Raw genomic sequence first — 20276 nt, forward strand, 5'->3', positions numbered from 1 at the left:
GTCACGTTTCATGCTGCCTCGCATGATGCCGTGCAGGCAGGCCGCGCCGTGCCGGGGTGTGACGAGCGGGGGTGTGACAGGGCCCCTCTGACCGCACACCGCACACCGCACACCGCACACCGCAGCCCGGGTGGCCTGTGCGGCCCCGGATAGACTCGCCCGCATGGTTCGGTCGTCCCGTGGTGAGGCGAGCCCCGGGGCGTCGCCGCGCGAGGCGGGCGCCGTGGGCCGTGCGGACGTGGCGCTCCCGGAGCAGGATGTGACCCCGTTCGTCATCACCGCCGGGTTCCGGATTCCTCGCGTTCCCACCGAGTGGGCGCCGCACTCGCACCCCGTCCACGAGCTCGTCTGGGTGCGCGGGGGAACGCTGACGTCCCGGGTGGAGGACCGCGTCCTCACCGTGTCCGAGGGGCACGGGCTGTGGATGCCCGCGGGGGTGGCGCACGGCGGCCGGGCGACGGCGGGCGCGCGGTTCCACGACGCCTTCTTCGCTCCCGGCCGAACGCCGTTCGCGTTCCGGGAACCGACGGCGATCGCGATGACGCCGTTGCTCGAGTCACTGCTGACCCACCTGTCCCGCACGGATCTCGACGCGGCGGCCAGGGCGCGCGCGGAGTCGGTCGTGTTCGACGTGCTCCGGCCCTCCGAGCGCCAGTTCGCCCTGCAGCTGCCGAACGACATCCGGATCGACGCGATCGCCGAAGCCCTCCTCGACGATCCCGGCGACGGTCGCTCGCTGGAGGACTGGTCGGTGGAGCTGGGGGTCAGCGACCGTACGATCACCCGCGCGTTCCGGCACGCGACAGGTCTCTCCTTCGCGCAGTGGCGGCAGATGCTGCGCGCGCACCGGGCACTGACGCTTCTCTCCGAGGGCTTCGACGTCATGACGGTCTCCGAGGTGCTGGGCTACGCGCAGCCCAGCACCTTCATCGCCGCTTTCCGGCGGAGCATGGGAACCACACCCGGCGCGTTCTTCGACGCGGGTGAGAGCGCGTCCGACGATGTCCGGAATCCCGTATCGGGTGTCCAGAACTCCTGATTGTCGACACGGTGCGCGGAATATAACCTTCCCCGAGTTAGGTAACCCTTAGTTTTTGCTCGGCGTGCCCAGTGCTGCCCGCGCGCGGGAGCGCTTGCGGTCCGGCCGGTGAAGGCGGGGCGGAGGGTGCCGTACTCCTCGCCCCTCCGACCGTCCGGACTCTTCGATGTTCACACGCCCAAACCGGCACACAGCGCGCCCGGTTGTCGCCTCCGGCATACCGGTGGCCGCCCTCGACGGGCACGACCTCGTCCTGCGCTACGACGGCAACCCCGTGGTCCACGGTGTCTCGATCGAGCTGACACCCGGTCGCGCGACCGCACTGGTGGGGCCCAATGGCAGTGGCAAGTCCACGCTGCTGCGCGCCCTGTGCCGACTGCACCGGCTGGACGGCGGCCGGGTGACGCTCGGCGCCGCCGAGGGCCGCCCCGAGCGGGACGCGGCGCTGCTCAGCGCCCGTCAGTTCGCCCGTGAGGTCACGCTGTTCTCCCAGTCGCGGCCCGCGCCCCAGGGGCTGACGGTGACGGAGGTCGTGGCGTTCGGCCGCCATCCCCACCGGCGAGGCTTCGCCGGCCTCGACGCCGAGGACCGGAAGGCCATCGACCACGCCATCGGGGTCACCGGCGTACGGGACATGGCCGCACGTCCGGTCGGTGAACTCTCGGGCGGCGAGATGCAGCGCGTCTGGCTCGCGGCCTGCCTGGCCCAGGACACCGGCGTCGTCCTGCTGGACGAACCGACCAACCACCTGGACCTGCGCTACCAGATCGAGACGCTCGACCTCGTACGGGATCTCGTCGTCGAGCACGGTGTCGCGGTCGGGATCGTGCTGCACGACCTCGACCACGCGTCCCGCGCCGCCGACACGCTGGTCCTGATGCGCTCCGGCCGCGTGCACGCCGCCGGAGCACCCGCCGACGTCCTCACCGCCGAGAACGTCGGCGAGGTCTACGACATCCGGGTCGAGGTCTTCACGGACCCCCGCACCGGCCGCCTCCGCATCGATCCCATCGGGCGGCATCCCGCCTGAGGCACAACACCCGAGCCGGAACACCCGACCCGGAACGCCTGGGCCGGAACTCCGGAGGTGGAACATCCGCCTTCGCGCACCACCACACCCCAAGAAAGAGGACCCTCCATGAACCGTGCCCGTCGCCTGGCGGCTTCAGCCTCCACCGGGCTCGTTCTGCTCGCCGCAACGGCCTGCGGCACGACCGACGTCGACAGCGCCGCGGCCGACAGCAGCGCAAGCGCGTCTCCCGCGTCGAAGGACTGCGCCTCGGACACCACGACCACCTCGACGAAGCCGGTCTCGTTCAAGGACGGCGTCGGCCGGACCGTGGAGCTCGACAAGCCCGCCAAGCGCATCGCGGTCCTGGAATGGCAGCAGGTCGAGGACGCGCTGACCCTGTGCGTCACCCCCACCGCGGTCTCGGACGCGAAGGGCTACAGCACCTGGGTCAGCGCGGAGAAGCTGCCCGGCGGGGTGACCGACATCGGCACCCGTGAGGAGCCCGACCTCGACACCCTGTACGCGGCCAAGCCCGACCTCATCGTGGTGGAGGCGTTCGACGCCGACGACGAGACCCTCACGAAGCTGGAGAAGCGAGGCGTTCCCGTCATGGCCACCCGGGGCGCGAACCCGGACGACCCGATCGGGAACATGCGCGACGTGTTCAGCATGATCGGCAAGGCGACGGGCCGCACCGAGCGGGCCGACCAGGTGCTCAAGGAGTTCGACGACCACCTCGCCACGGCGAAGAAGCAGGTGACCGACGCCGATCTGCCGACGAAGGACTTCCTGTTCTTCGACGGATGGCTGGAGGGCGGCAACCTCACCGTCCGTCCCTACAGCGACGGCGCCCTGTTCACCGAGATAGGCAAGGAACTCGGCATGAAGCCGGCGTGGACCGCCGCCGTGAACAAGAACCACGGGGACGGAGGCGTCGACAAGTCCTACGGCCTCGCCCAGACCGACGTCGAGGGCCTCACCGCGGTGGGCGACGCCAACCTCTTCTACGCCAACGACGAGGGAGCCGGCGGCTACGTCGCCGCGCTGAAGAAGAACCCGATCTGGAAGACCATCCCGGCCGTGAAGGAAGGCCGTGCGCACTCCTTCCCGGCGCGGGTGTGGGGCGCCGGCGGCCCGCGCTCCTGCGAGCAGGCGATCGACGCGTACGTCGACGTCCTCGACAAGAAGTGAACACACCGCAAGGCATGAACACATCGCAAGACATGAGCACACCGCAAGACGTGAGCACGTCGCGAAACACACGCACACCGCGTATGCCGATCCCCGGCGGGAACCCGCTGCCGCGCACCGAGCGCGGCGGCGGCCCAACCGGGGCGGCGGTCCTCGCGGCACTCCTCGTCGGGACCGCCCTGGTGGGCATGTGGCACCTGACGCAGGGCACTTCGGGTGTCGGCGTCGGCGACCTCGTGCGCTACCTCGCCGGTGGACACGAGCACTCCGGCGGGGCACCGGTCGGTGAGATCCTCACCGGCTCGCGCCTGCCGCGCCTGCTCGCGGGCGTGGCGGTCGGATTCGCCCTCGGCGCCGCCGGAGCGCTGCTCCAGTCCGTCACGCACAACAGCCTCGCGTCGCCCGACACCCTCGCGGTCACGGCCGGGGCCTACTTCACCCTGACCCTCGTCGCGGCCTTCGGCCTCTCCGTCCCGCTGTGGGGGTCGGGCGCCGTCGCCTTCGTCGGCGGTCTGGCCGCGTCGGCGGTCGTGCTGCTGCTCGCCGGCCGGGCCGCCGGCACGGCCGGCACCCGCCTCATCCTCGCCGGGTCGGCGACAGCGATGGCGCTGGACGCGGCGACCGGCGCGCTGCTCATCCTGTTCGACCAGAACACGACCGGCCTGTTCGCGTGGGGGAGCGGTTCGCTCGCACAGCTGAACATCGACGCGTCGGTGCGCGCCTGGCCCCTCGTGGCCGTGGTGCTGTGCCTCGCGCTGGCACTGTCGCGACGACTGGACGTGATGAACCTCGGCGACGACACCGCGTCCAGCCTCGGCGTGCCGATCCGCTCCACCCGCGTCACCGCCGTGCTCTGCGCGGTGCTGCTGACCAGCACCGCGGTGACCCTCGCGGGCCCGATCTCCTTCGTCGGCCTCGGCGCCCCCGTCCTGGTCCGCCTGATCGCGTACAGGGTCCGGGCACTGCGCCGGCACCTGTACGCGGTGCCTGCGGCCGGTCTCCTCGGCGCGCTGCTCATCCTCCTCGCGGACGCGGTGCTGCGCGCCGTGCAGGGCGCCGACGGAGCCGCCTCCATCCCCACCGGTGTCCCGACCGCGCTGCTCGGCGCCGTCGTGATCGTGGTCCTCGCGCTGCGCCTGCGGGACACCGGCCAGGTACCGCGACCTCCTCATGCGCGGGTCGCCGCACGCTCGCGGCGCGCGTTCCTCCTCGTGGTGTTCGGCGCGGTGGCACTCCTGGCCGTGGCCGCCTTCGTCGCCGTCCTGGCGGGGAGCCTCTGGCTGCGAGCGGGGGACATCGCGCTCTGGGCACACGGCACCGCCCCGGACCTGATCGGCCAGGCGCTCGACGACCGGGTCCCGCGCGTGATCGCCGCGGTGCTCGCCGGAGCGGCACTCGGCCTGGCCGGATGCGTCGTCCAGGGCGCGGTGCGCAACCCGCTGGCCGAGCCCGGCGTGCTCGGCATCACGGCGGGCGCCGGACTGGGGGCGGCGAGCGTCGTCACGTCCGGCCTGCCCGGCGGACGCCCGGTGCTCGTCGCGGTCGCGGTCGCGGCAGGGCTCGCCACCTTCGCGATGATCGCCCTGCTGTCCTGGCGCGGCGGCTTCCTGCCCGACCGGTTCGTCCTGATCGGCATCGGCTGCGGGTACGGCCTCAGCGCCGTGACCACCTTCCTGCTGCTGCGCGCCGACCCGTACAACACGCCCCGCATCTTCACCTGGCTCTCCGGCACGACCTACGGCCGCACGCTGCCCGACGTCGTACCGGTCGCGGTCGCCCTGGCGCTCGCGCTCCCCGTGCTGTTCGCCCTGCGCGGCCGTCTCGACCTGCTCGCCGTCGACGAGGACACCCCGCGCATCGTCGGCGTCAAGGTCGAACGCACCCGCTTCGCCGCCCTGGCGATCGCCGCCGTGCTCGCGGCGCTCAGTGTGATGGCGGTCGGCGTCGTCGGGTTCGTGGGGCTCGTCGCCCCGCACCTCGCACGGTCGCTGGTGGGCGCCCGGCACGGCCGGGCGATCCCGGTCGCGATGCTGCTCGGCGCGGTGCTGGTCTGTGTGGCCGACGCCCTCGGCCGCACGCTCGTCGCGCCCGCCCAGATCCCGGCGGGCCTCATGATCGCGCTGGTCGGCGCGCCGTACTTCGTCTGGGTGCTCCGGCAGTCCCGCGCATGACCCACCCCACCCACCGGACGACGCCCCGAAGGACGCACCCGTGAACAGCACCGTCATCCCGTTCGAGCCCGACACGTCACCAGGCTTGCTGGAGCGGATCGGGCACCTCGAAGTGCCCGATCGCTGGCGCACCGTCGACCGCTCCACCCACTCCCCGCACCTGGTGGCCGTCCCGTGTGGCGACAGCGGGGAGTGGTCCGCGGCGGCGCTGGTGACGGCCCGTCCGCACACGGCGTACCTGAAGATCGTCGATGCCGTCGGCGACGTACAGGCCGCTGTCGAGGCCGTCGTCGACCATGCGCGCGGGCAAGGGCTCACGCAGGTCAAGTGGGAGGGCTGGACAGCTCACCACGACGACGCCACCACCGCGGGCTTCGCGCCGCTGTCCCCGCCGCTCGCACAGACCGCGGCGGCGGACGGCCCCGCAAGCGGCTACGTGCGCTGGCTGCACGACGGCGCCGTTCCCGAGCCCCCGTACTACGGCCAGAGCACGCATTTCACGTGCGGCGCCGTCACCGCGCTGATCGCGCAGACCCACGCGGGGACGCTGGCGCGGGAAGCCCTCGACCGCGAGGCGGAGCTGACCCTGTGGCGCGACGCGACCAACTTTCCCGCCTGCGAGCCCGTCGGCCTCGGCGTCGCCGTACGCCGGGCGTGGCCGAACGCTCCGGTCACGATCCACCTCGACACGGACGAGCCCGTCCTCCTCGACCACCTCGCGGCCGAGGAACAGGAGTGGCGCGCCCTGCTCCAGCGCACCTCGCGCACGCAGGCCGGACGGATCGGTGTCCCCATCGACGGACGCCGTCTGTCGATCACCGACATCCGCACCGCACTGGACCGGCGGGGGAGCGTGCTCCTCCTGGTCTCGCTCGCGGACATGCAGGGGTTCGACGTACCGCACTGGGTGCTCTGCCACGCCGCCGTGCCCGGCGCCGTCGTGATCGAGGACCCCTGGGCCGACGCGTCGACCGGGGACACCTGGGTCGACGCCCATCTGCTGCCCGTCGCCGACGCGGCCCTCGACGCGATGTCGAGCCTGTCCGCCGGGCGCCTGCGGGGTGCCGTGACGATCGGCCGATGACCTGCGGGGCTGAGGAGAACGAGGACGGTGGTGCTGGGGCCACCCCCACTCCGGTGTGCAGGCCCACCGACTACGGCCGCCGCGCAGGGCAGGCTGTTGACGTCGGCGGACAGGCCGGCGAAGCATCCACCACACCCACCGGGGGACACCCATGACGGAAACCTTCGCGCGGCGCCTCACCGGCGTCGCGGGCATCGCGGCCGCGGCCGCCCTCATCATCGAAGTGCCCCTGTACTTCGTGTACTCGGGCCCGCCACCGGACGCGAACGTGCTGAGCAGGCTGCTGGTCGGGATCCTGGCTCTCGCCTTCCTGGTCGTGTTCGTGACCGCGGTGCGGGAACTGGTCAAGCGGGTGAGCCCGGAGTACGAGTGGGCCGCCTCGATCGCCTTCGCCACGGGTCTGGTCTACGCGACGGTCACCCTGGTCTCCAGCGGTCTGGAAGCGGGAGCGGTCATCGCCGCCGACCGCCCGATCGACCCGACCATCACGGTCAGCGGCACCTACATCCTCTACGGGTCGATCTCCCGCCTGATGCTGGCGCTGTTCCTCGCCGCGGTGGGCCTCGTCGTCTCGCGTACACGACTGCTGCCCCGCTGGACCGGCAGGTCGGCGTACGTCCTGGCAGCGGTCAATCTGGCCTTCGTGCCGTCCCTGTTCTTCGGCAACACTCCCGCGCACTTCTACGCGGCCAACGGCTGGGGCACCACCGCGCTGATGGGGGCGCTCCTCAGCTACTGGCTGCTGGCGTTCGGCATCTCCACCTACCGCAGCGGCGCACGGTCCGCTCCGGTCCGAACACCGGCGAGCGAGCTCTGACCGCTTCCCGGACCGGGAGCGCAAGTCGGTGGACGACGTGCACTGCCGTCCGCGAAGCGCCGCGACGCAGACCCGTCCGAAGCGCACGCGGTGACGTATTACCAGTGACGGACCTACTGCACTGGTGAGGCGAGCACGATGACCGAGGAAGAGTTCAGGCGGCTGATGGAGCAGGCTCGCGCGGAAGCCAGGCGCACCACTCCGGCTGCGCCGCGGCCCGCCGGCGCAAGGGATCTCTACGAGGCCAGGGCGCGGCACGCGGAGTTCGGGGCCTGCGCCCATTGAGGTCCGTACGGGACGAGGGTCGGGCGCTCGTGCGGACCACCGCGCGAGCCGAGTCCCTCGCCCCGATCCCTATGATCTGTACTCGGTAGTAGCAACTTGTTTCGGTCGGGAGGGAACTGTAATGGCGCGCGTATTCACCGTGAGCAGCAGCATCGTGGTCGGCGTGGCGCCCGACGTCGCCTATCAAGCCGTGAGCCGGCCCGGGGACATGGGCCGCTGGAGTCCGGAGAACCGCGGAACCACGGACGACTCACCGGCCGGTCCGGCCGCGCTGGGGACGACCTTCGTCGGACGCAACAAGCGCGGGCGCTTTCGGTGGGTCACGCGCTGCACCGTCACGGCGGCCGAACCCGGCAGCCGCTTCGCCTTCCGCGTCCACGCGATCGGCGTCCGCCGACCGCGTCTGCCCGGTCCGATCGCCACGTGGGAGTACCGGTTCGAGCACACCGCCGACGGCACACGTGTGACCGAGACCTGGACCGACGACCGGCGCGCATGGCCCTCCTTCGTCGCCAATGTCTTCGACAGGATCGCCACGTCGGGCCACACGTTCGCCGCCTTCCAGTCCCGCAACATCGACAGGACGCTGGCGAATCTCAAGCGGGAGCTGGAGAGCGACAACAGCGCAGCGTGAGGGGACGTCAGTGAGGGGAGGGTGGGGACGAGGACCCGTGCTGTCTGGCGTACTGGACCAGATCCTGTGAGGTGTCGATCAGTTCCTGCTGCTCCTCCGCGGAGGCCACCATCGGCTGCGAGCCGTTGAGGGGCAGCTGGGCGCTCTCCGGCAGGAACTTGACGGTGATCAGGCCGATGACACCGGCGACCATGAGGTAGTAGGCGGGGATGAGTTTGTCGCCGGTCGCGTTGACGAGCGTCTCGGTGATGAGGGGAGTCGTGCCACCGAAGGCGGCGACGGCGAAGTTGAAGCCGATGCCCATGGCGGCGTACCGCACGGCGGTCGGGAACAGCGCGGGCAGCGTCGCGGCACTCGGCGCCGCGAAGCACGCGAGGAGCGTGGACAGGATCAGCACGCCGAAGATGGGTGGCCAGGTGCCGTGCGCCTTGATGAGGAGGAAGGCGGGGATGGCGAGGACGATCATGGCGGCTGCCGCGCCGGCGTAGAGCGGGCGTCGGCCGATGTGATCGCTGAGGCGCCCGAGGAAGGTGATGAGGAGAACGATCCAGATCATGCCGATGAGGACGAGGATGTCGGCCGAGGTGCTGGAACGGTCGAGGGTTTCGGTCTGGTACGTGGGCAGGTAGCCGGTGATCATGTAGTTGGTGACGTTGTAGAGCAGGACCAGGCCCATGCAGATCAGCAGCGGGCGCCAGTGCTCCTTGACGATGGTCTTGAACTCGCTGCCGACGGAGTCCTGGGCGAGGCTCTTCTCGTGCTCGTCGAGCTGCTGCTGGAAGGCCGGCGACTCCTCCAGCTTCAGCCGCATGTACAGGCCGATGACACCCAGCGGTCCCGCGATCAGGAACGGCAGCCGCCAGCCGTACGACAGCATCTGGTCCTCGGTGAAGACCGCGTTCAATACGGTGACCAGCGCGGAGCCGAGGGCGTAGCCGACGAAGGTGCCGAAGTCGAGCCAGCTCGACAGGAAGCCGCGTCGGCGGTCGGGGGAGTACTCGGCGACGAAGGTGGTGGCGCCCCCGTACTCGCCGCCGGTGGAGAACCCCTGCACCATACGGGCGAGCAGCAGAAGGATGGGCGCGGCGATGCCGATCGTCGCGTAACTGGGGATGAGGCCGATCGAGAACGTGCCGGCCGCCATCATGATCATGGTGGTCGCGAGGACCTTCTGTCGTCCGACGCGGTCGCCGAGCGGGCCGAAGACGAGGCCGCCGAGCGGGCGCACCACGAATGCGGCAGCAAATGTTGCGAACGACGAGATCAGCTGAGCGCCCGGGGAGGCGCCGGGAAAGAAGACTTTGCCGATGGTCGCGGCGAGATAGCTGTAGACGCCGAAGTCGAACCATTCCATGCAGTTGCCGAGCGCCGAGGCGCCGACCGCCCGCTTCAGGAGTGGCTTCTCGACGACCTGGACGTCCTGTTCGCGGTACGCCCGTTTGTTCCGGCGCAGCCTGCGGGCCAGTTCTTCTCGTACGTGCCGGGGCATGTCCACGAGGGACTCCGGCATGCGTTTGCGGCCTGTGCCGGTCGAGCCGTCAGATGGTGTGTGGGCCACGTGCCGATGCCGCCCTTTCCCGATTGTCCTGCTCGGTTCGCCAGACCAAGTCTCTTTCACACTGATCACTCGGCGCATTTCTAAGACGGCTATCCGGCGTTCGCTCCGGCACAGAGCACTGCGCACCGACCCGATCGTGCGGGGCGAGAATGCCGCCGGGCCCGGCTCGCCTCGGCTGCACGGCGACGACGGCAGCGGCTCGTAGGCTTTCCGCGACAAGTCCTACGGTGCTTCGACGCACCGCCGTCTCCGGAGGTACCCCGCGTGAACCGTCTCCCGGAGGACCCGCTGCCCGCCGAGGACGGACAGCAGGCCCTGTTCGGCTGGGACGACACGCTGTCGCCGGGCCGCAGCGACGGCGGATTCCGCGACAGCGCACAGGCGCGGCGGCTGCTCGACATCCGGTCCGTCTACGCGGAGCGCGAGGCGCTCGCCTCCCCGCGCGGGCAACAGATCATGGCCCGGCTGCCCGACGCGGAAGTGACCGAGGTACCCGGCCACTGGGGCATCCCCTCGCTCCACGGCAACGAGGGGAACGTCGGGCGCTGGACCCGGATCAAGACCGAGACCCTGGTCCTCGGCGTCAAGCGGCAACTCGTCACCCGCCCCAACGGACGTTCGGCGGACTGGATCGCCCCCGGCGCCTCCAACGGCTGCGCCATGGCCTGTGCCTACTGCTACGTCCCGCGCCGCAAGGGATACGCCAACCCGATCACGCTCTTCACCAACATCGAGGCGATCCTCGCCCACGTCCGCCGGCACGTCCGCGCCCAGGGACCGAAGGGCGAACCCAACCAGTGCGACGCGCACGCCTGGGTCTACGACATCGGAGAGAACGGCGACTGCTCGGTGGACGCGCTGTTGTGCGACAACACCGCCGACTACATCGCCGCGTTCCGGCAACTGCCCACCGCCAAAGCGTCGTTCGCCACCAAGTTCGTCAACCCCGACCTCCTCGACCTCGATCCCCAGGAGCGCACACGCGTCCGCTTCTCGCTCATGCCGGGTCCCGACGCGCGCCGGCTCGACATCCGCACCAGCCCCGTCGCCGAGCGGATCGCCGCCGCCGCGGACTTCCACGACGCGGGGTACGAGGTGCACTTCAACCTGTCTCCGGTCGTCCTGCGCCCCGGCTGGCAGCGCGACTGGGCGGAACTGCTCGACCATCTCGACGACGTCCTGCCCGCGCGGGTGAAACAGCAGGCTGCCGCGGAGATCATCATGCTCACGCACAACCAGCAGCTGCACGAGGTGAACCTCGGCTGGCACCCCCGCGCGGAGGAACTGCTGTGGCAGCCGGAAGCCCAGGAGACGAAGCGCTCCGAGAACGGTGCCCTCAACGTTCGCTACCAGGTACAGATCAAACAACGGGCCATCGCCCGCCTCACGGAGCTGCTCACCGCACACGCTCCCTGGCTGCGCATTCGCTACGCCTTCTGAACCGCTGTCCCGTGCGGATCTAACGCCCTCGACGTGCTGCCTCACCTTCGCGAGGGTGAGGGTTCGCGCGCATGTGCCCGTGGGGGAGTGGGCGCGTCCCGCCTTACAGTGACAAAGCGTCAGCTGTCGTCCGAGACGACAGTGGGCGGCGGACCGGTGGATGACGGCTGTGGCGAGGGAGACTGCTGATGGCCAGTGTGTTTCAGGAGCGCAAGCTCAGGGGGATGTTCACCGCCTTCGACGTGGACGGTGACGGGTATCTGCGCGAGGACGATTTCCGGGCGCTCGTCGACCGCTGGAGGCAACTGTCCGCAGCGGCACCCGGGACCGATCTCGGAACGCGCGTTCAGACCCTGCTGATGGGATGGTGGGCGGCGCTGCTGGAGGTCGGTGACGCCAACGGGGACGGTTCCGTCGACATGGGCGAACTTCTCGCGCTCGTCGACAAGCTGCCCTCCATGGTCGACAGCGTGACGGCGACCGCCGACACCGTCTTCGACGCCGTGGACACCGACGGGGACGGACACATCTCCCCCGAGGAACACCGTCGCCTCGTGGAGACGTGGAACGGGCGGCCGACCGACATCACGGGCGTCTTCGAACTGCTCGACCTGAACGGCGACGGCCACCTCAGCCGCGAGGAGTTCGCCACGCTCTGGCGGCAGTTCTGGATCAGCGACGATCCTGCGGCCCCCGGCAACTGGCTGTGCGGCAGGTTCTCCGTCGCCGGCTGACCATCGCCTACCGGCCGTCGCGCCGCCGACGCGCGCGCTCGAACTCGGCGACATCCGAGATCCAGGGACCGTGCTGTTCGAGTGCGGCGTAGCCACCGCGGGCGAAGGCGCTCACCAGGGTCCGGTACCCGCCGATCCCGTCGACCAGGCAGTACTCGACCCGGTACTCCGGATCCGATCCGCCTTTTCCCTCGCGCACGGTCATGATCCGGGCGAGGGAGTCCGCGTAGAAGTGGAGCTGGATCCCTTCACCCATCTCCTCGTCCTCGATGGTGAACACCTCGTTGTCCGAGGCAGAGCGATCGCCGACGAACTCCCAGAACTCCGCGGCGGCACCGCGGGTACTGCCCCGCAGCCACTTCTTCTCGACGCCCTTGTCGTCGGTGAACGACAGGGCCGTCTTCGCACTCCCGCCGAAGTCGGCGCGGAGGCCGGCCGTCTCCTCGTCATCCTCCATGGGCGCGTTCCTGGAGCGGTCCGCGGCCTCGGAGCACATCAGGAAGCTCACGGTTCGCACCGCGTCGTCCACGAGCTCAGGGTGTTCACGGCGCACGGCCGCTGCGACCGTCGTCTCCATCCGATCCCAGTCGCGCTTGTCCGTGGCGCGCTTTCCCCGCCGTGGGTCGCGGCTGATCCGCATCCCGGCGCACGCCTGCTCCGCGGTGGCGACCACCCGCATGACCTCGGGCAGCAGCGCGGGAGCGACGGCGTCGGGCTTCCGCCCCGGAACTGTCGCGCCGTGCAGATACTGGCCCGTGTACCGCAGAATTGCGGCGTCGAGGGGACCGAGCACTGCTCCGCGCGCGGCGCGACGGCGGTCCGCGTGGTACTCCTGAGCGCGTTTTCCGTTCGACGTCTCTGTCGCCGTGCGCATCGACGCGTACACCTGACCGCGCTCGAGCAGACCGATGTCGGCGCCGTGGGCGACGAGCCGGCTCCTGTCCCACGGGACGCGCTGGAAGAGCGCGTCGATGTCCGCGGGCGCGCCGAGGAGGATCGGGTCGAGGAGCGCGACGGCAGCGCTCTCGTCGAGCCGGCCGCGGGTTCCGGCGGCGTCGCACAGCGGAAGGGCGGCACTCCACAGCAGCAGGTGTCTGGCCAAGTCCTCCTGGATCACCGCACGATGGGCTTCGCCGATCGGGAACGTGAACGTCCGAGGCTCATGGTTGGCGTCGGCCCCGGCACCGAGCATCAGCTTCAGCTCGCCGCCCTCGCGGACCACGTTCGGTATCCACGCGCTCCCGCGTGTGAAAACGATGTCTCTCACGGTTTCAGCCTTCCCCGGAAAGGCGCCGTCCGGCGTCACGGCGATGTCGCAGCTCCACCCCGCACCGGCTGTTCACGACCACCGTGCGCATTCGACGTCGAGACGTGTGTCGGTGCGTACCCAGACTTCGCCCCCGGCGGCCTCGGCCGGGGCGTCGACCCGTTCGAGACCGAGGAACTCGATCAACTTGAGCAGTACGGCGCGTTCGGCCCGGTCGTCGTCGACATCATGCGAGTCGAAGAAGACGTAGTACTGGTCGCTCGGGTCCACGCAGCCCGAATCTCCCCAGATCCGACCGACTTCTTCGAGAGCCGCTGCCTCTGTCGTGATCGTGGCGGCACGGGCGGCACCCCGCGTCTCCGGTGACGCGTCGAGGTCGGCGAGATCGGGGAACCACTGGCCGAAGTGGTCGAGGCCGGCAAATCCGTTCTCGAAGAACAGCATCGCGCTCGGGAGGTAGCGGTTGCCCCTGTCGACCCGGAGGTATTCCGACCGGGGCCCGTCCGCATCTTTGATCCGGGAGATCACACCTTGCCCGGGCATGAGGACCAAGCGCTGCCCCGACGGTTCGTCATTGATGGTGTAGACGTCGGAATCTCGATCACGGAAGAACGCGGAGAACGCCACGTAGGCCTCCTGAGGGTCGCCCACGGAGACCTGTTCGTCGTTGCCGTCGCCGACGGCGAAGACGAACTGTTTCGGTCCGGGACTGTAAGGGCGAGCCATGTGCGTCCTTCGTTCATGTGTGTCAGCTCCGTCAGAGTAGTCGAACCGGATCGGACGGATCCGCGGTTCATCGCCTGCGAACGAACAGCCGGGAGAACCGGCACCGGCGAGGACCTGCGCATTGCTGGTTCGGCAACTTTGTGTGCGTGCGGGAGCGGAGGCGAGCAGGATCGAAAGCGCGTCCCACGTGAGCATGGCCCCGTGAGCGACGCGGCACGGTACGGCAGCATGAACCAGGGAGGCATCCGGTGGCCGGACACCACGAGCACGGCGGCAACGGCGAGCAGCACCAGCACGACGAGCAAGCGGCCGCCGCGATGTTCGAACCGGCCGGCTGGGACGAGCGGTACGCGGGCCAGGAGCGGTTCTGGAGCGGCGAGCCCAACCCGCAACTCGTCGCCGCCGCGGGCGAACTCACCCCCGGCACCGCGCTCGATGTCGGCTGCGGCGAGGGCGGCGACGTCGTATGGCTGGCCGGGCAGGGTTGGCGCGTGACCGGCGCCGACTTCTCGGCCGAGGGACTCGCGCGTGCCGCCCGGCACACCGAGCAGGCCGGTCTGGCGGAGCGCGTCGACTGGTGGCGCGTCGACGCCCGTGCCTTCGACGCGGGCGAGCGGGCGTACGACCTGGTCACCAGCCACTACCTGCACGCCCCCGACGGCGGCATGGTCGAGGTGACCCGTCGTCTCGCCGGGGCCGTCGCCCCCGGCGGGCTGCTGCTGGTCGTCGGCCACGCACCGTCCCACGAGTTCACGCAGCTCTCCGAGAGTCACCGCAAGGCGATGTTCCTGGCCGCTGAGCTTCTGCCCGGTCTGCCGGACGACTTCGAGCCCGTCGTCGTGGAGCAGCGCACGCGCACGCTCCACAGGGACAGCGGCCCGGTGGAGGCCGAGGACTCGGTGCTGCTGGCCCGGCGCGCGCAGCGCTGACCAGCGCGCCGTCACTACGGCGGCCCCGGTCCTGGGCGGGACCGAATTCAGTCCGTTCCCTGCCCTGTCCCGCGATCGGGATGCTCCCGCTTGTGCGGAGGCATCCCGGTCGGCCGAAGGCGGTGTGCCCTTCCCGGATCGTCCGTCGTCACCCGATGCCCTGCCGGTTGGGCTGCAGCGCGAAGACCCGGTCGGCGGCATCCGGTACCGACCGCTCCACGCTCCGGGTGAGCAGCTCCCGGTGGCGCAGCAACGGCTCTCGACGTCCCTCGGGAACGAGCGACAGGAGATCGTCGAACCCGGCGAGCAGCCGCCGCGTGACTTGCGGAGTACCCGCTGCGCACCCCCGGATCTCGGTGAACGCGAGGTCGACCAGTTCGTCCCAGCCCGGTACCGGCTGCACCAGCCGGACGGCGCCGCCGCGATCCCGGTACCGCAGCGTGTCCAGCGGTCCCCGCCCCACGGCCGCGAGGAACTGCACGATCCGGTCGATCGCCTGCACCGCGGTCGTCGGGTCGTTGACGGCCGCGGACAGCGCTCGCAGCGCGACATCGGCAAGCACGCGCAGACCGAACCCGAGGTCCTGGTGGAAGGCACGCTCCACTCCCACGAACACGCACGACCGCAGCTGGCGTCGGGACGGCGCAGTTCCACCGTGCACCGAGAACATCATCGTGCCGGGCACCACGAAATCCCCGGTCCGCGGGATCATCCGGAGGACGACACCGCGGCGGCGCGCGATGCGTACGAGCCGCGCGATGTTCACGTCCCGGAGCACCCCCGCCCGGCCCTCGTACGCCACGCGGCCGGTCTCCGGGCCGAGATCGCCGGCGCCACCGTCCCCGTACGGCATCCGCGCCACGACCCGGAACGCCTCCCAGGCGACCCGGTCGACGACGTGGCCCACACGCATCATCCGAAGTGTCGAATTCACGTACATGACGAACAGCAGCAGACTCAACGCCACCGACCCCAGGGTGAGGAACGCCTGAAGAAAGGGCACCGTGGTGACGCGCTTCGGGTCCTGCTCTCCGTCGTACGAGGTCAATACCAGCAACGAAAGCAGAAACGTGGCGAGAAAGACGGCGAACGTGAGCTTGGTGATCCTGCTCCGGACGAAAAGGCGCACCACGCGCGGAGTGAGCTGACCGCCCGCCATCTGCACGGCCACCAGCGAAATGCTGAACACGACACCGATGAAGGTCATCATCGCGGAACTGATGGTGGTGACGACGGTCTTCACGTCGTCGGCGATCCCCATCAGATCCTTGACCGCGTCGAACTCACCGCCGTCCTGGAGTGCCGCGACGATCGCCTCGTCGGCCCAGGAAGTCGCCCACCACACCAGGCACACCACGACCATCGCCGCTGTGGGGGCGAACCAGAACGTGTCGCGCAGATGTTCCCGGAGCGGGGACAAAGCCCGAGGACGCCGCGCCTTTCCACGCGCGACAGTTACCATCCAGTCACTCATGGTGAGACTCTAGGGGTCCAGGTCACAGCCGGAGCGCGGACCCGCTGGCTGTCCGGACCGAACCGCGAACAGTCTCAGTTGATGATCTCGGCGCGGCCGTCCCTGCGCATTGCCGCCAGCCGGTCCCGCCACATCTTGAGGGCCTCGGGAGTCTGCCGCGTCCAGTCGGTGACCTCGCCGACGATTCGGAGCGGTTCCCTGCTGCGATAGGAGCGAGTGGGATTCCCGGGGAACTTCTTGTCGGTGACGTTGGGATCGTTCTCGAAGTCTCCGGTCGGTTCGACGGCGTACACCCGCGGGGCACCGTCGCCGGCGGCGAGTTCGGCAGCGAGTCCCGCACCGTCGCGCAACGCGGTGAAGTAGATGTGATTCATCACGACTTCGGGACGGTAGTTGGACCGGAAACCTGCGCTGAGGTGGTCCCCGACCTGCAAGTCGGCCTTTGTGCCGTGAAAGAACGGCCCGTCATCCAGCGCATCACTCATTGGCGGAACCTATCAAACCAACCCGCCGAGACGGAGGGCCGTCGGCGCGGACATTCTCGAACGCGCGTGCCTCGTGTCCGTCGTCTCTCCCTTTTCGGGTGGTGACCGGCGAAACCGGTCTCCATGGCTGCCCGTGCGCGCTAGCGTCGCGCCATTGCCAGGGCTGGGGAGGTCGCGGGTGGGGCGGTCAGGCGGACACATTGTGCTGTTGCAGCGTGTCGCAGACGTGCAGGGTGGAGAAGATGGCTGGGTGACCACCGGCCCGGGTCTGGATGCGCGGTGCGCGGGGCCCGCCGTCAAGCTCGGGCTGCTGCGCGAAGCAGCCGCTGACGACTTGGCCGAGCTGTCGATCAGAGCCGGCCGGTCCGTGCTCTGGGCGGTGCAGCTCACGTCGGACGGTTGGGATGTACTGCTGTACACGCGGCAGCGTGTGCCGCCAGTGGTCGCGCCGCCGGAGCCAGGCTTGCAGAAGGTGGCCCTTCGCCGTTTCGACCTCGATGTCCTGAAGCGGTTCGTCGCGCTGGGGGAGCGTCTGCGGTGGGGTCCGGAGGAGGGCCTGGCCGCGGCCGTCGAGGCGGCGCAGTTCGATCCGCCGTCGAACAGGTGGATCGTGTACGTGGACGGGGCCCAGATGGATTCCATGGCCCGGGCCTATTTCCTTGAGCGGCAGGGTGGTTCGGCGGCTCCGGCGAACAGGTTCGCCCGCGTCTACGGGGTGACCTATGCGCCACAGCCGCTCGACTTCGCCCCTCTTCGAAGCGGCGGCCGAGCGGACTGACGTCGGTCCACGTGTGCGCTGCGTCGGCGCCCTTGAGCCGACGCACGCGCGCTCCGCGAGTCCGGCGAGCTCCGGTGGCCCCCGCGGCCCTGACCACTACGGTCGGCCGGTGCGACGTCGCCTCCGTCGCAGCGCTCGGGGCGGTGCCGGCCCGGACTGTTCCCGATGGGATGGCGTGCGGAGCGGTCAGTCGCGCACGGGCGGGTGTGCCGTGTGGCGCAGACCGTCGCAGAGGATGGCGGCGATGCGCCGCGCGTCGTTCTCCCATCCGGCGGAGCGCATTCCGCAGATGCCGCCGAGTGCTCTGAGGACGATGCGTCCGCTGACGTCGTCGCGCAGCAGTCCCGCTTCCACCCCGGCGTCGAGCAGTTGATCGAGGGCGTGTGCCATGTCTTCGCGTGCCTCGTCGAAGACGGGTGAGTCCGTCGCCATGATGCTCTCGAGTGCTTCGCCCATGCCCTTGCCGGTGGCCGAGTGGTCCACGAGCAGCAACAGGAAGGCGCGCAGGGCTTCGTCGGCGGGGCGTTCCGCCAGCAGTCGTGCGGGGGCGGCGCACAGCTCCGCGACCTCCTGACGGTAGACCTCGGCGATCAGGGCTTCACGGGTGTCGAAGTGTCGGTAGAGGGTGCCGACCGCCACACCGGCCCGCCTGGCGATCTCCTCCACGTGCGCGTCCGCATCCCCGGCCAGGAATGCCTCGCGGGCCGCCGCGAGAAGCGCCTCGCGATTGCGGCGCGCGTCCGCGCGCAGGGGACGTGACGAGGGCAACGCTCCTCCAAAGGTGAGTCTGGTTCCGTTTATGTGTACCGTTTCCGGAGTCGGGTTCATCTTAGCGAAGGAGCAGGCCATGACGGATATCGATGAAGGGCTGAGGGGGCTTCGGGTCCTGGTCACCGGTGCCAGTCGTGGACTGGGTGCCGCCACCGCGCGGCGCTTCGCGGCGGCAGGCGCCACTGTGATCACTGCCTCGCGCACCGCACCGTCCGAAGACATGCCGGGCGCATTCATCGCGGCCGACCTGCGCACCGAGCGCGGCGTGGCGAACCTCGGGCGGCGAGTGATCGAAGAGTTCGGCGGGATCGACGTCCTGGTGAACAACGCGGGCGCCACGACGCCCTCGACGCCCACCTTGGAGCGCACGGACGCCTCCTGGCTCCAGGACCTGGACATGAACCTGCTCAGCGCGGTCCGGCTCGACCGCGCCCTGGTGCCTGGAATGGTCGAGCGCGGCCGCGGAGTCGTGGTGCACGTATCTTCCATAGCCGGCCAGTTGCCCCAGCCCGGCGACGTCTCCTACGCCGCGGCCAAGGCGGCACTCAACGCCTACAGCCGCGAACTGGCCGTCTCTCTCGGCGGGCGTGGCGTGCGCGTCGTCTGCGTCCTGCCCGGCTTCGTCGCGACCGAAGGCGCGGTCGACCACCTTCAGCAGATGGCCGACCGTCAGGGCTTGGCGTACGCCGACATCGAGCGCCAGATCGTCGATCACCTGAACGTGCCGATGGGGCACCCCGGCGCCCCCGAGGACGTCGCCGAGATGATCGCATTCCTTGCCTCCAGCCGCGCCAAGTGGATCACCGGCGCCCAATTCCGCGTCGACGGCGGCATCCTGCCGACCGTTTGAACGCGCGGGCACAGCTGAATGCCCAGGCACGGCTGACACTCAAACACGGCTGAACACCCGGATCTGAAAACGCCGAAGAACAGGACCACACCATGGTTGTCACTTTGAGTTCCGTCGTCATCGACGCCGCTGAGATCGAGCCTGAGAGCGCGTTCTGGCACCGGCTTCTCGGCGGATCGATCACCCGCACCCCGACCCACCACTTCATTCAGGTGGCGGACCTTCCGGTCATCGTCGTCCAGGCCGCCGCGGGACACCTTCCTCCCGACTGGCCCGACGGCACCTCCCAGCAGATGCACCTCGACCTCACCGTCGACGACCTCCTGAGCGCGGACCGCACAGCTCTCGACGCCGGTGCCATCAGGCTGCGCCCGACGGGCGACGCCGCCATGGAGCCCCGAACCGGCAGCGCGGTCTACGCCAGCCCGGCCGGGCACCCGTTCTGCCTGCGATCGGTGTGACCGCCGTGCACTGCCACTGATTCGAGCGGTTCTGCTGCGTTGCTGCGGGAAAGATCTTCACGGCTGTCACCGCCCCCGCGCGCCAAGCAGGGGCCGGAGAGTAGCGACGCACGGCCCTGATGGTCGGCGGGCAGCAGGAGCTCTCTTCCGGACCCGTGCCGGACCTTCTACCGTGGCAACGGACGAAGGGGGGGAACCGATGCAGTGCCCACATTGTGGTGGCAGTGCCCAACAAGGACCGGACGGCTCCTGGTCCTGCCCTCAGTGCGGTCCCATCAGCGGCATCGTTCTCGCACCGGAGCCGACGGTAAGGTGCAGCGCATGAGCGCCCCCCAGAAAGATGCCGTCACGCAGGCAGAGGCCGCCGCTTCCTTCCTTGCCGCGCAGCAGATCACCGAGCGGGCGTGCGAGAAATGCGGAACCAGCATCGCGGGCGTCAACGGCCGCTACGCCTGTGGTGGCTGCGGGTGGACGAACCACTGGTCGGAAGGCCTCTCTCAACTGCCCGAGGCGAGTGACGACGCCGCGGGCTGAACCGGGCAGGCGGTTCCTCGGGGGCGACGCTGCCTG

20 protein-coding genes are annotated in these 20276 nt (G+C 70.0%); 14 read left to right on the forward strand and 6 right to left on the reverse strand.

Translation table 11 applies throughout. From position 1 onward, the window contains the following. Positions 1-163: 163 nt before the first annotated feature. From ABT127_RS27860 to ABT127_RS27890, 7 genes are all read left to right on the forward strand, one after another. On the forward strand, positions 164-1039 hold the full coding sequence (locus tag ABT127_RS27860; RefSeq protein WP_351455557.1) for a helix-turn-helix domain-containing protein: 876 nt from the start codon (positions 164-166) through the stop codon (positions 1037-1039). Between the two features lie 166 nt (positions 1040-1205). Beyond that, the gene (locus tag ABT127_RS27865; protein WP_351455560.1) at positions 1206-2069 is read left to right on the forward strand and encodes an ABC transporter ATP-binding protein; all 864 of its coding nucleotides are present in this window, start codon (positions 1206-1208) and stop codon (positions 2067-2069) included. A gap of 108 nt (positions 2070-2177) precedes the next feature. Next, a complete protein-coding gene (locus tag ABT127_RS27870; RefSeq protein WP_351455563.1) occupies positions 2178-3242 on the forward strand; it encodes an iron-siderophore ABC transporter substrate-binding protein in 1065 nt (354 codons plus the stop codon). Between the two features lie 83 nt (positions 3243-3325). Continuing rightward, positions 3326-5413, forward strand: coding sequence for an iron ABC transporter permease (locus tag ABT127_RS27875; protein ID WP_351455565.1), 2088 nt, complete (start codon positions 3326-3328; stop codon positions 5411-5413). Positions 5414-5453: 40 nt separating this feature from the next. Next, positions 5454-6497, forward strand: coding sequence for a peptidase C39 family protein (locus tag ABT127_RS27880; protein ID WP_351455568.1), 1044 nt, complete (start codon positions 5454-5456; stop codon positions 6495-6497). A gap of 151 nt (positions 6498-6648) precedes the next feature. Next, positions 6649-7314: a hypothetical protein gene (locus ABT127_RS27885; protein WP_351455570.1), complete on the forward strand. Its 666-nt coding sequence runs from the start codon at positions 6649-6651 to the stop codon at positions 7312-7314. A 406-nt stretch (positions 7315-7720) separates the two neighbouring features. Continuing rightward, positions 7721-8233, forward strand: a complete 513-nt coding sequence (locus ABT127_RS27890; RefSeq protein WP_351455573.1) for an SRPBCC family protein — start codon at positions 7721-7723, stop codon at positions 8231-8233. Positions 8234-8240: 7 nt separating this feature from the next. On the opposite strand, the gene ABT127_RS27895 is transcribed toward ABT127_RS27890, so the two are convergent. Continuing rightward, complete coding sequence (locus tag ABT127_RS27895; protein ID WP_351455576.1) at positions 8241-9743, reverse strand: MFS transporter; 1503 nt, start codon at positions 9741-9743, stop codon at positions 8241-8243. Between the two features lie 312 nt (positions 9744-10055). Between ABT127_RS27895 and ABT127_RS27900 the strand changes: the two genes are divergently transcribed. Beyond that, positions 10056-11231, forward strand: coding sequence for a spore photoproduct lyase family protein (locus ABT127_RS27900; RefSeq protein WP_351455579.1), 1176 nt, complete (start codon positions 10056-10058; stop codon positions 11229-11231). Positions 11232-11419: 188 nt separating this feature from the next. Then, positions 11420-11965 carry an EF-hand domain-containing protein gene (locus ABT127_RS27905; RefSeq protein WP_351455582.1) on the forward strand — a complete coding sequence of 182 codons (546 nt, stop codon included), beginning with the start codon at positions 11420-11422 and terminating at the stop codon, positions 11963-11965. A 7-nt stretch (positions 11966-11972) separates the two neighbouring features. Here ABT127_RS27905 and ABT127_RS27910 read toward each other — a convergent pair whose 3' ends face one another. Then, positions 11973-13232, reverse strand: a complete 1260-nt coding sequence (locus ABT127_RS27910; RefSeq protein WP_351455584.1) for a DUF6357 family protein — start codon at positions 13230-13232, stop codon at positions 11973-11975. Positions 13233-13304: 72 nt separating this feature from the next. Next, a complete protein-coding gene (locus ABT127_RS27915) occupies positions 13305-14153 on the reverse strand; it encodes a DUF6357 family protein (protein WP_351455586.1) in 849 nt (282 codons plus the stop codon). 53 nt (positions 14154-14206) lie between these two features. On the opposite strand from ABT127_RS27915, the gene ABT127_RS27920 reads away from it, so the two are divergent. Next, positions 14207-14887: a class I SAM-dependent methyltransferase gene (locus tag ABT127_RS27920; protein ID WP_351455588.1), complete on the forward strand. Its 681-nt coding sequence runs from the start codon at positions 14207-14209 to the stop codon at positions 14885-14887. A gap of 148 nt (positions 14888-15035) precedes the next feature. Here ABT127_RS27920 and ABT127_RS27925 read toward each other — a convergent pair whose 3' ends face one another. Both ABT127_RS27925 and arr read right to left on the reverse strand, forming a co-directional pair. Then, the gene (locus tag ABT127_RS27925; RefSeq protein WP_351455591.1) at positions 15036-16361 is read right to left on the reverse strand and encodes a DUF2254 domain-containing protein; all 1326 of its coding nucleotides are present in this window, start codon (positions 16359-16361) and stop codon (positions 15036-15038) included. Between the two features lie 74 nt (positions 16362-16435). Then, complete coding sequence (arr, locus tag ABT127_RS27930; RefSeq protein ID WP_351455593.1) at positions 16436-16846, reverse strand: NAD(+)--rifampin ADP-ribosyltransferase; 411 nt, start codon at positions 16844-16846, stop codon at positions 16436-16438. Between the two features lie 250 nt (positions 16847-17096). Between arr and ABT127_RS27935 the strand changes: the two genes are divergently transcribed. Next, entirely contained in the window at positions 17097-17624 is a 528-nt protein-coding gene (locus tag ABT127_RS27935) for a DUF6417 family protein (RefSeq protein WP_351455596.1), read from the forward strand. A gap of 186 nt (positions 17625-17810) precedes the next feature. On the opposite strand, the gene ABT127_RS27940 is transcribed toward ABT127_RS27935, so the two are convergent. Continuing rightward, the gene (locus ABT127_RS27940; RefSeq protein WP_351455599.1) at positions 17811-18392 is read right to left on the reverse strand and encodes a TetR/AcrR family transcriptional regulator; all 582 of its coding nucleotides are present in this window, start codon (positions 18390-18392) and stop codon (positions 17811-17813) included. A 79-nt stretch (positions 18393-18471) separates the two neighbouring features. Between ABT127_RS27940 and ABT127_RS27945 the strand changes: the two genes are divergently transcribed. The 3 genes from ABT127_RS27945 (at position 18472) to ABT127_RS27955 (ending at position 20240) form a co-directional block, all read left to right on the forward strand. Beyond that, entirely contained in the window at positions 18472-19245 is a 774-nt protein-coding gene (locus tag ABT127_RS27945; protein WP_351455602.1) for an oxidoreductase, read from the forward strand. A gap of 92 nt (positions 19246-19337) precedes the next feature. Then, positions 19338-19706 (forward strand): VOC family protein, encoded by a 369-nt coding sequence (locus ABT127_RS27950; RefSeq protein ID WP_351455605.1) that lies wholly within the window; start codon positions 19338-19340, stop codon positions 19704-19706. Between the two features lie 321 nt (positions 19707-20027). Then, a complete protein-coding gene (locus ABT127_RS27955) occupies positions 20028-20240 on the forward strand; it encodes a hypothetical protein (RefSeq protein ID WP_351455607.1) in 213 nt (70 codons plus the stop codon). Positions 20241-20276: the final 36 nt, after the last annotated feature.

Origin of the sequence: Streptomyces sp. NPDC001904, from assembly GCF_040297005.1 — a bacterium.
Taxonomy (GTDB): Bacteria; Actinomycetota; Actinomycetes; order Streptomycetales; family Streptomycetaceae; genus Streptomyces.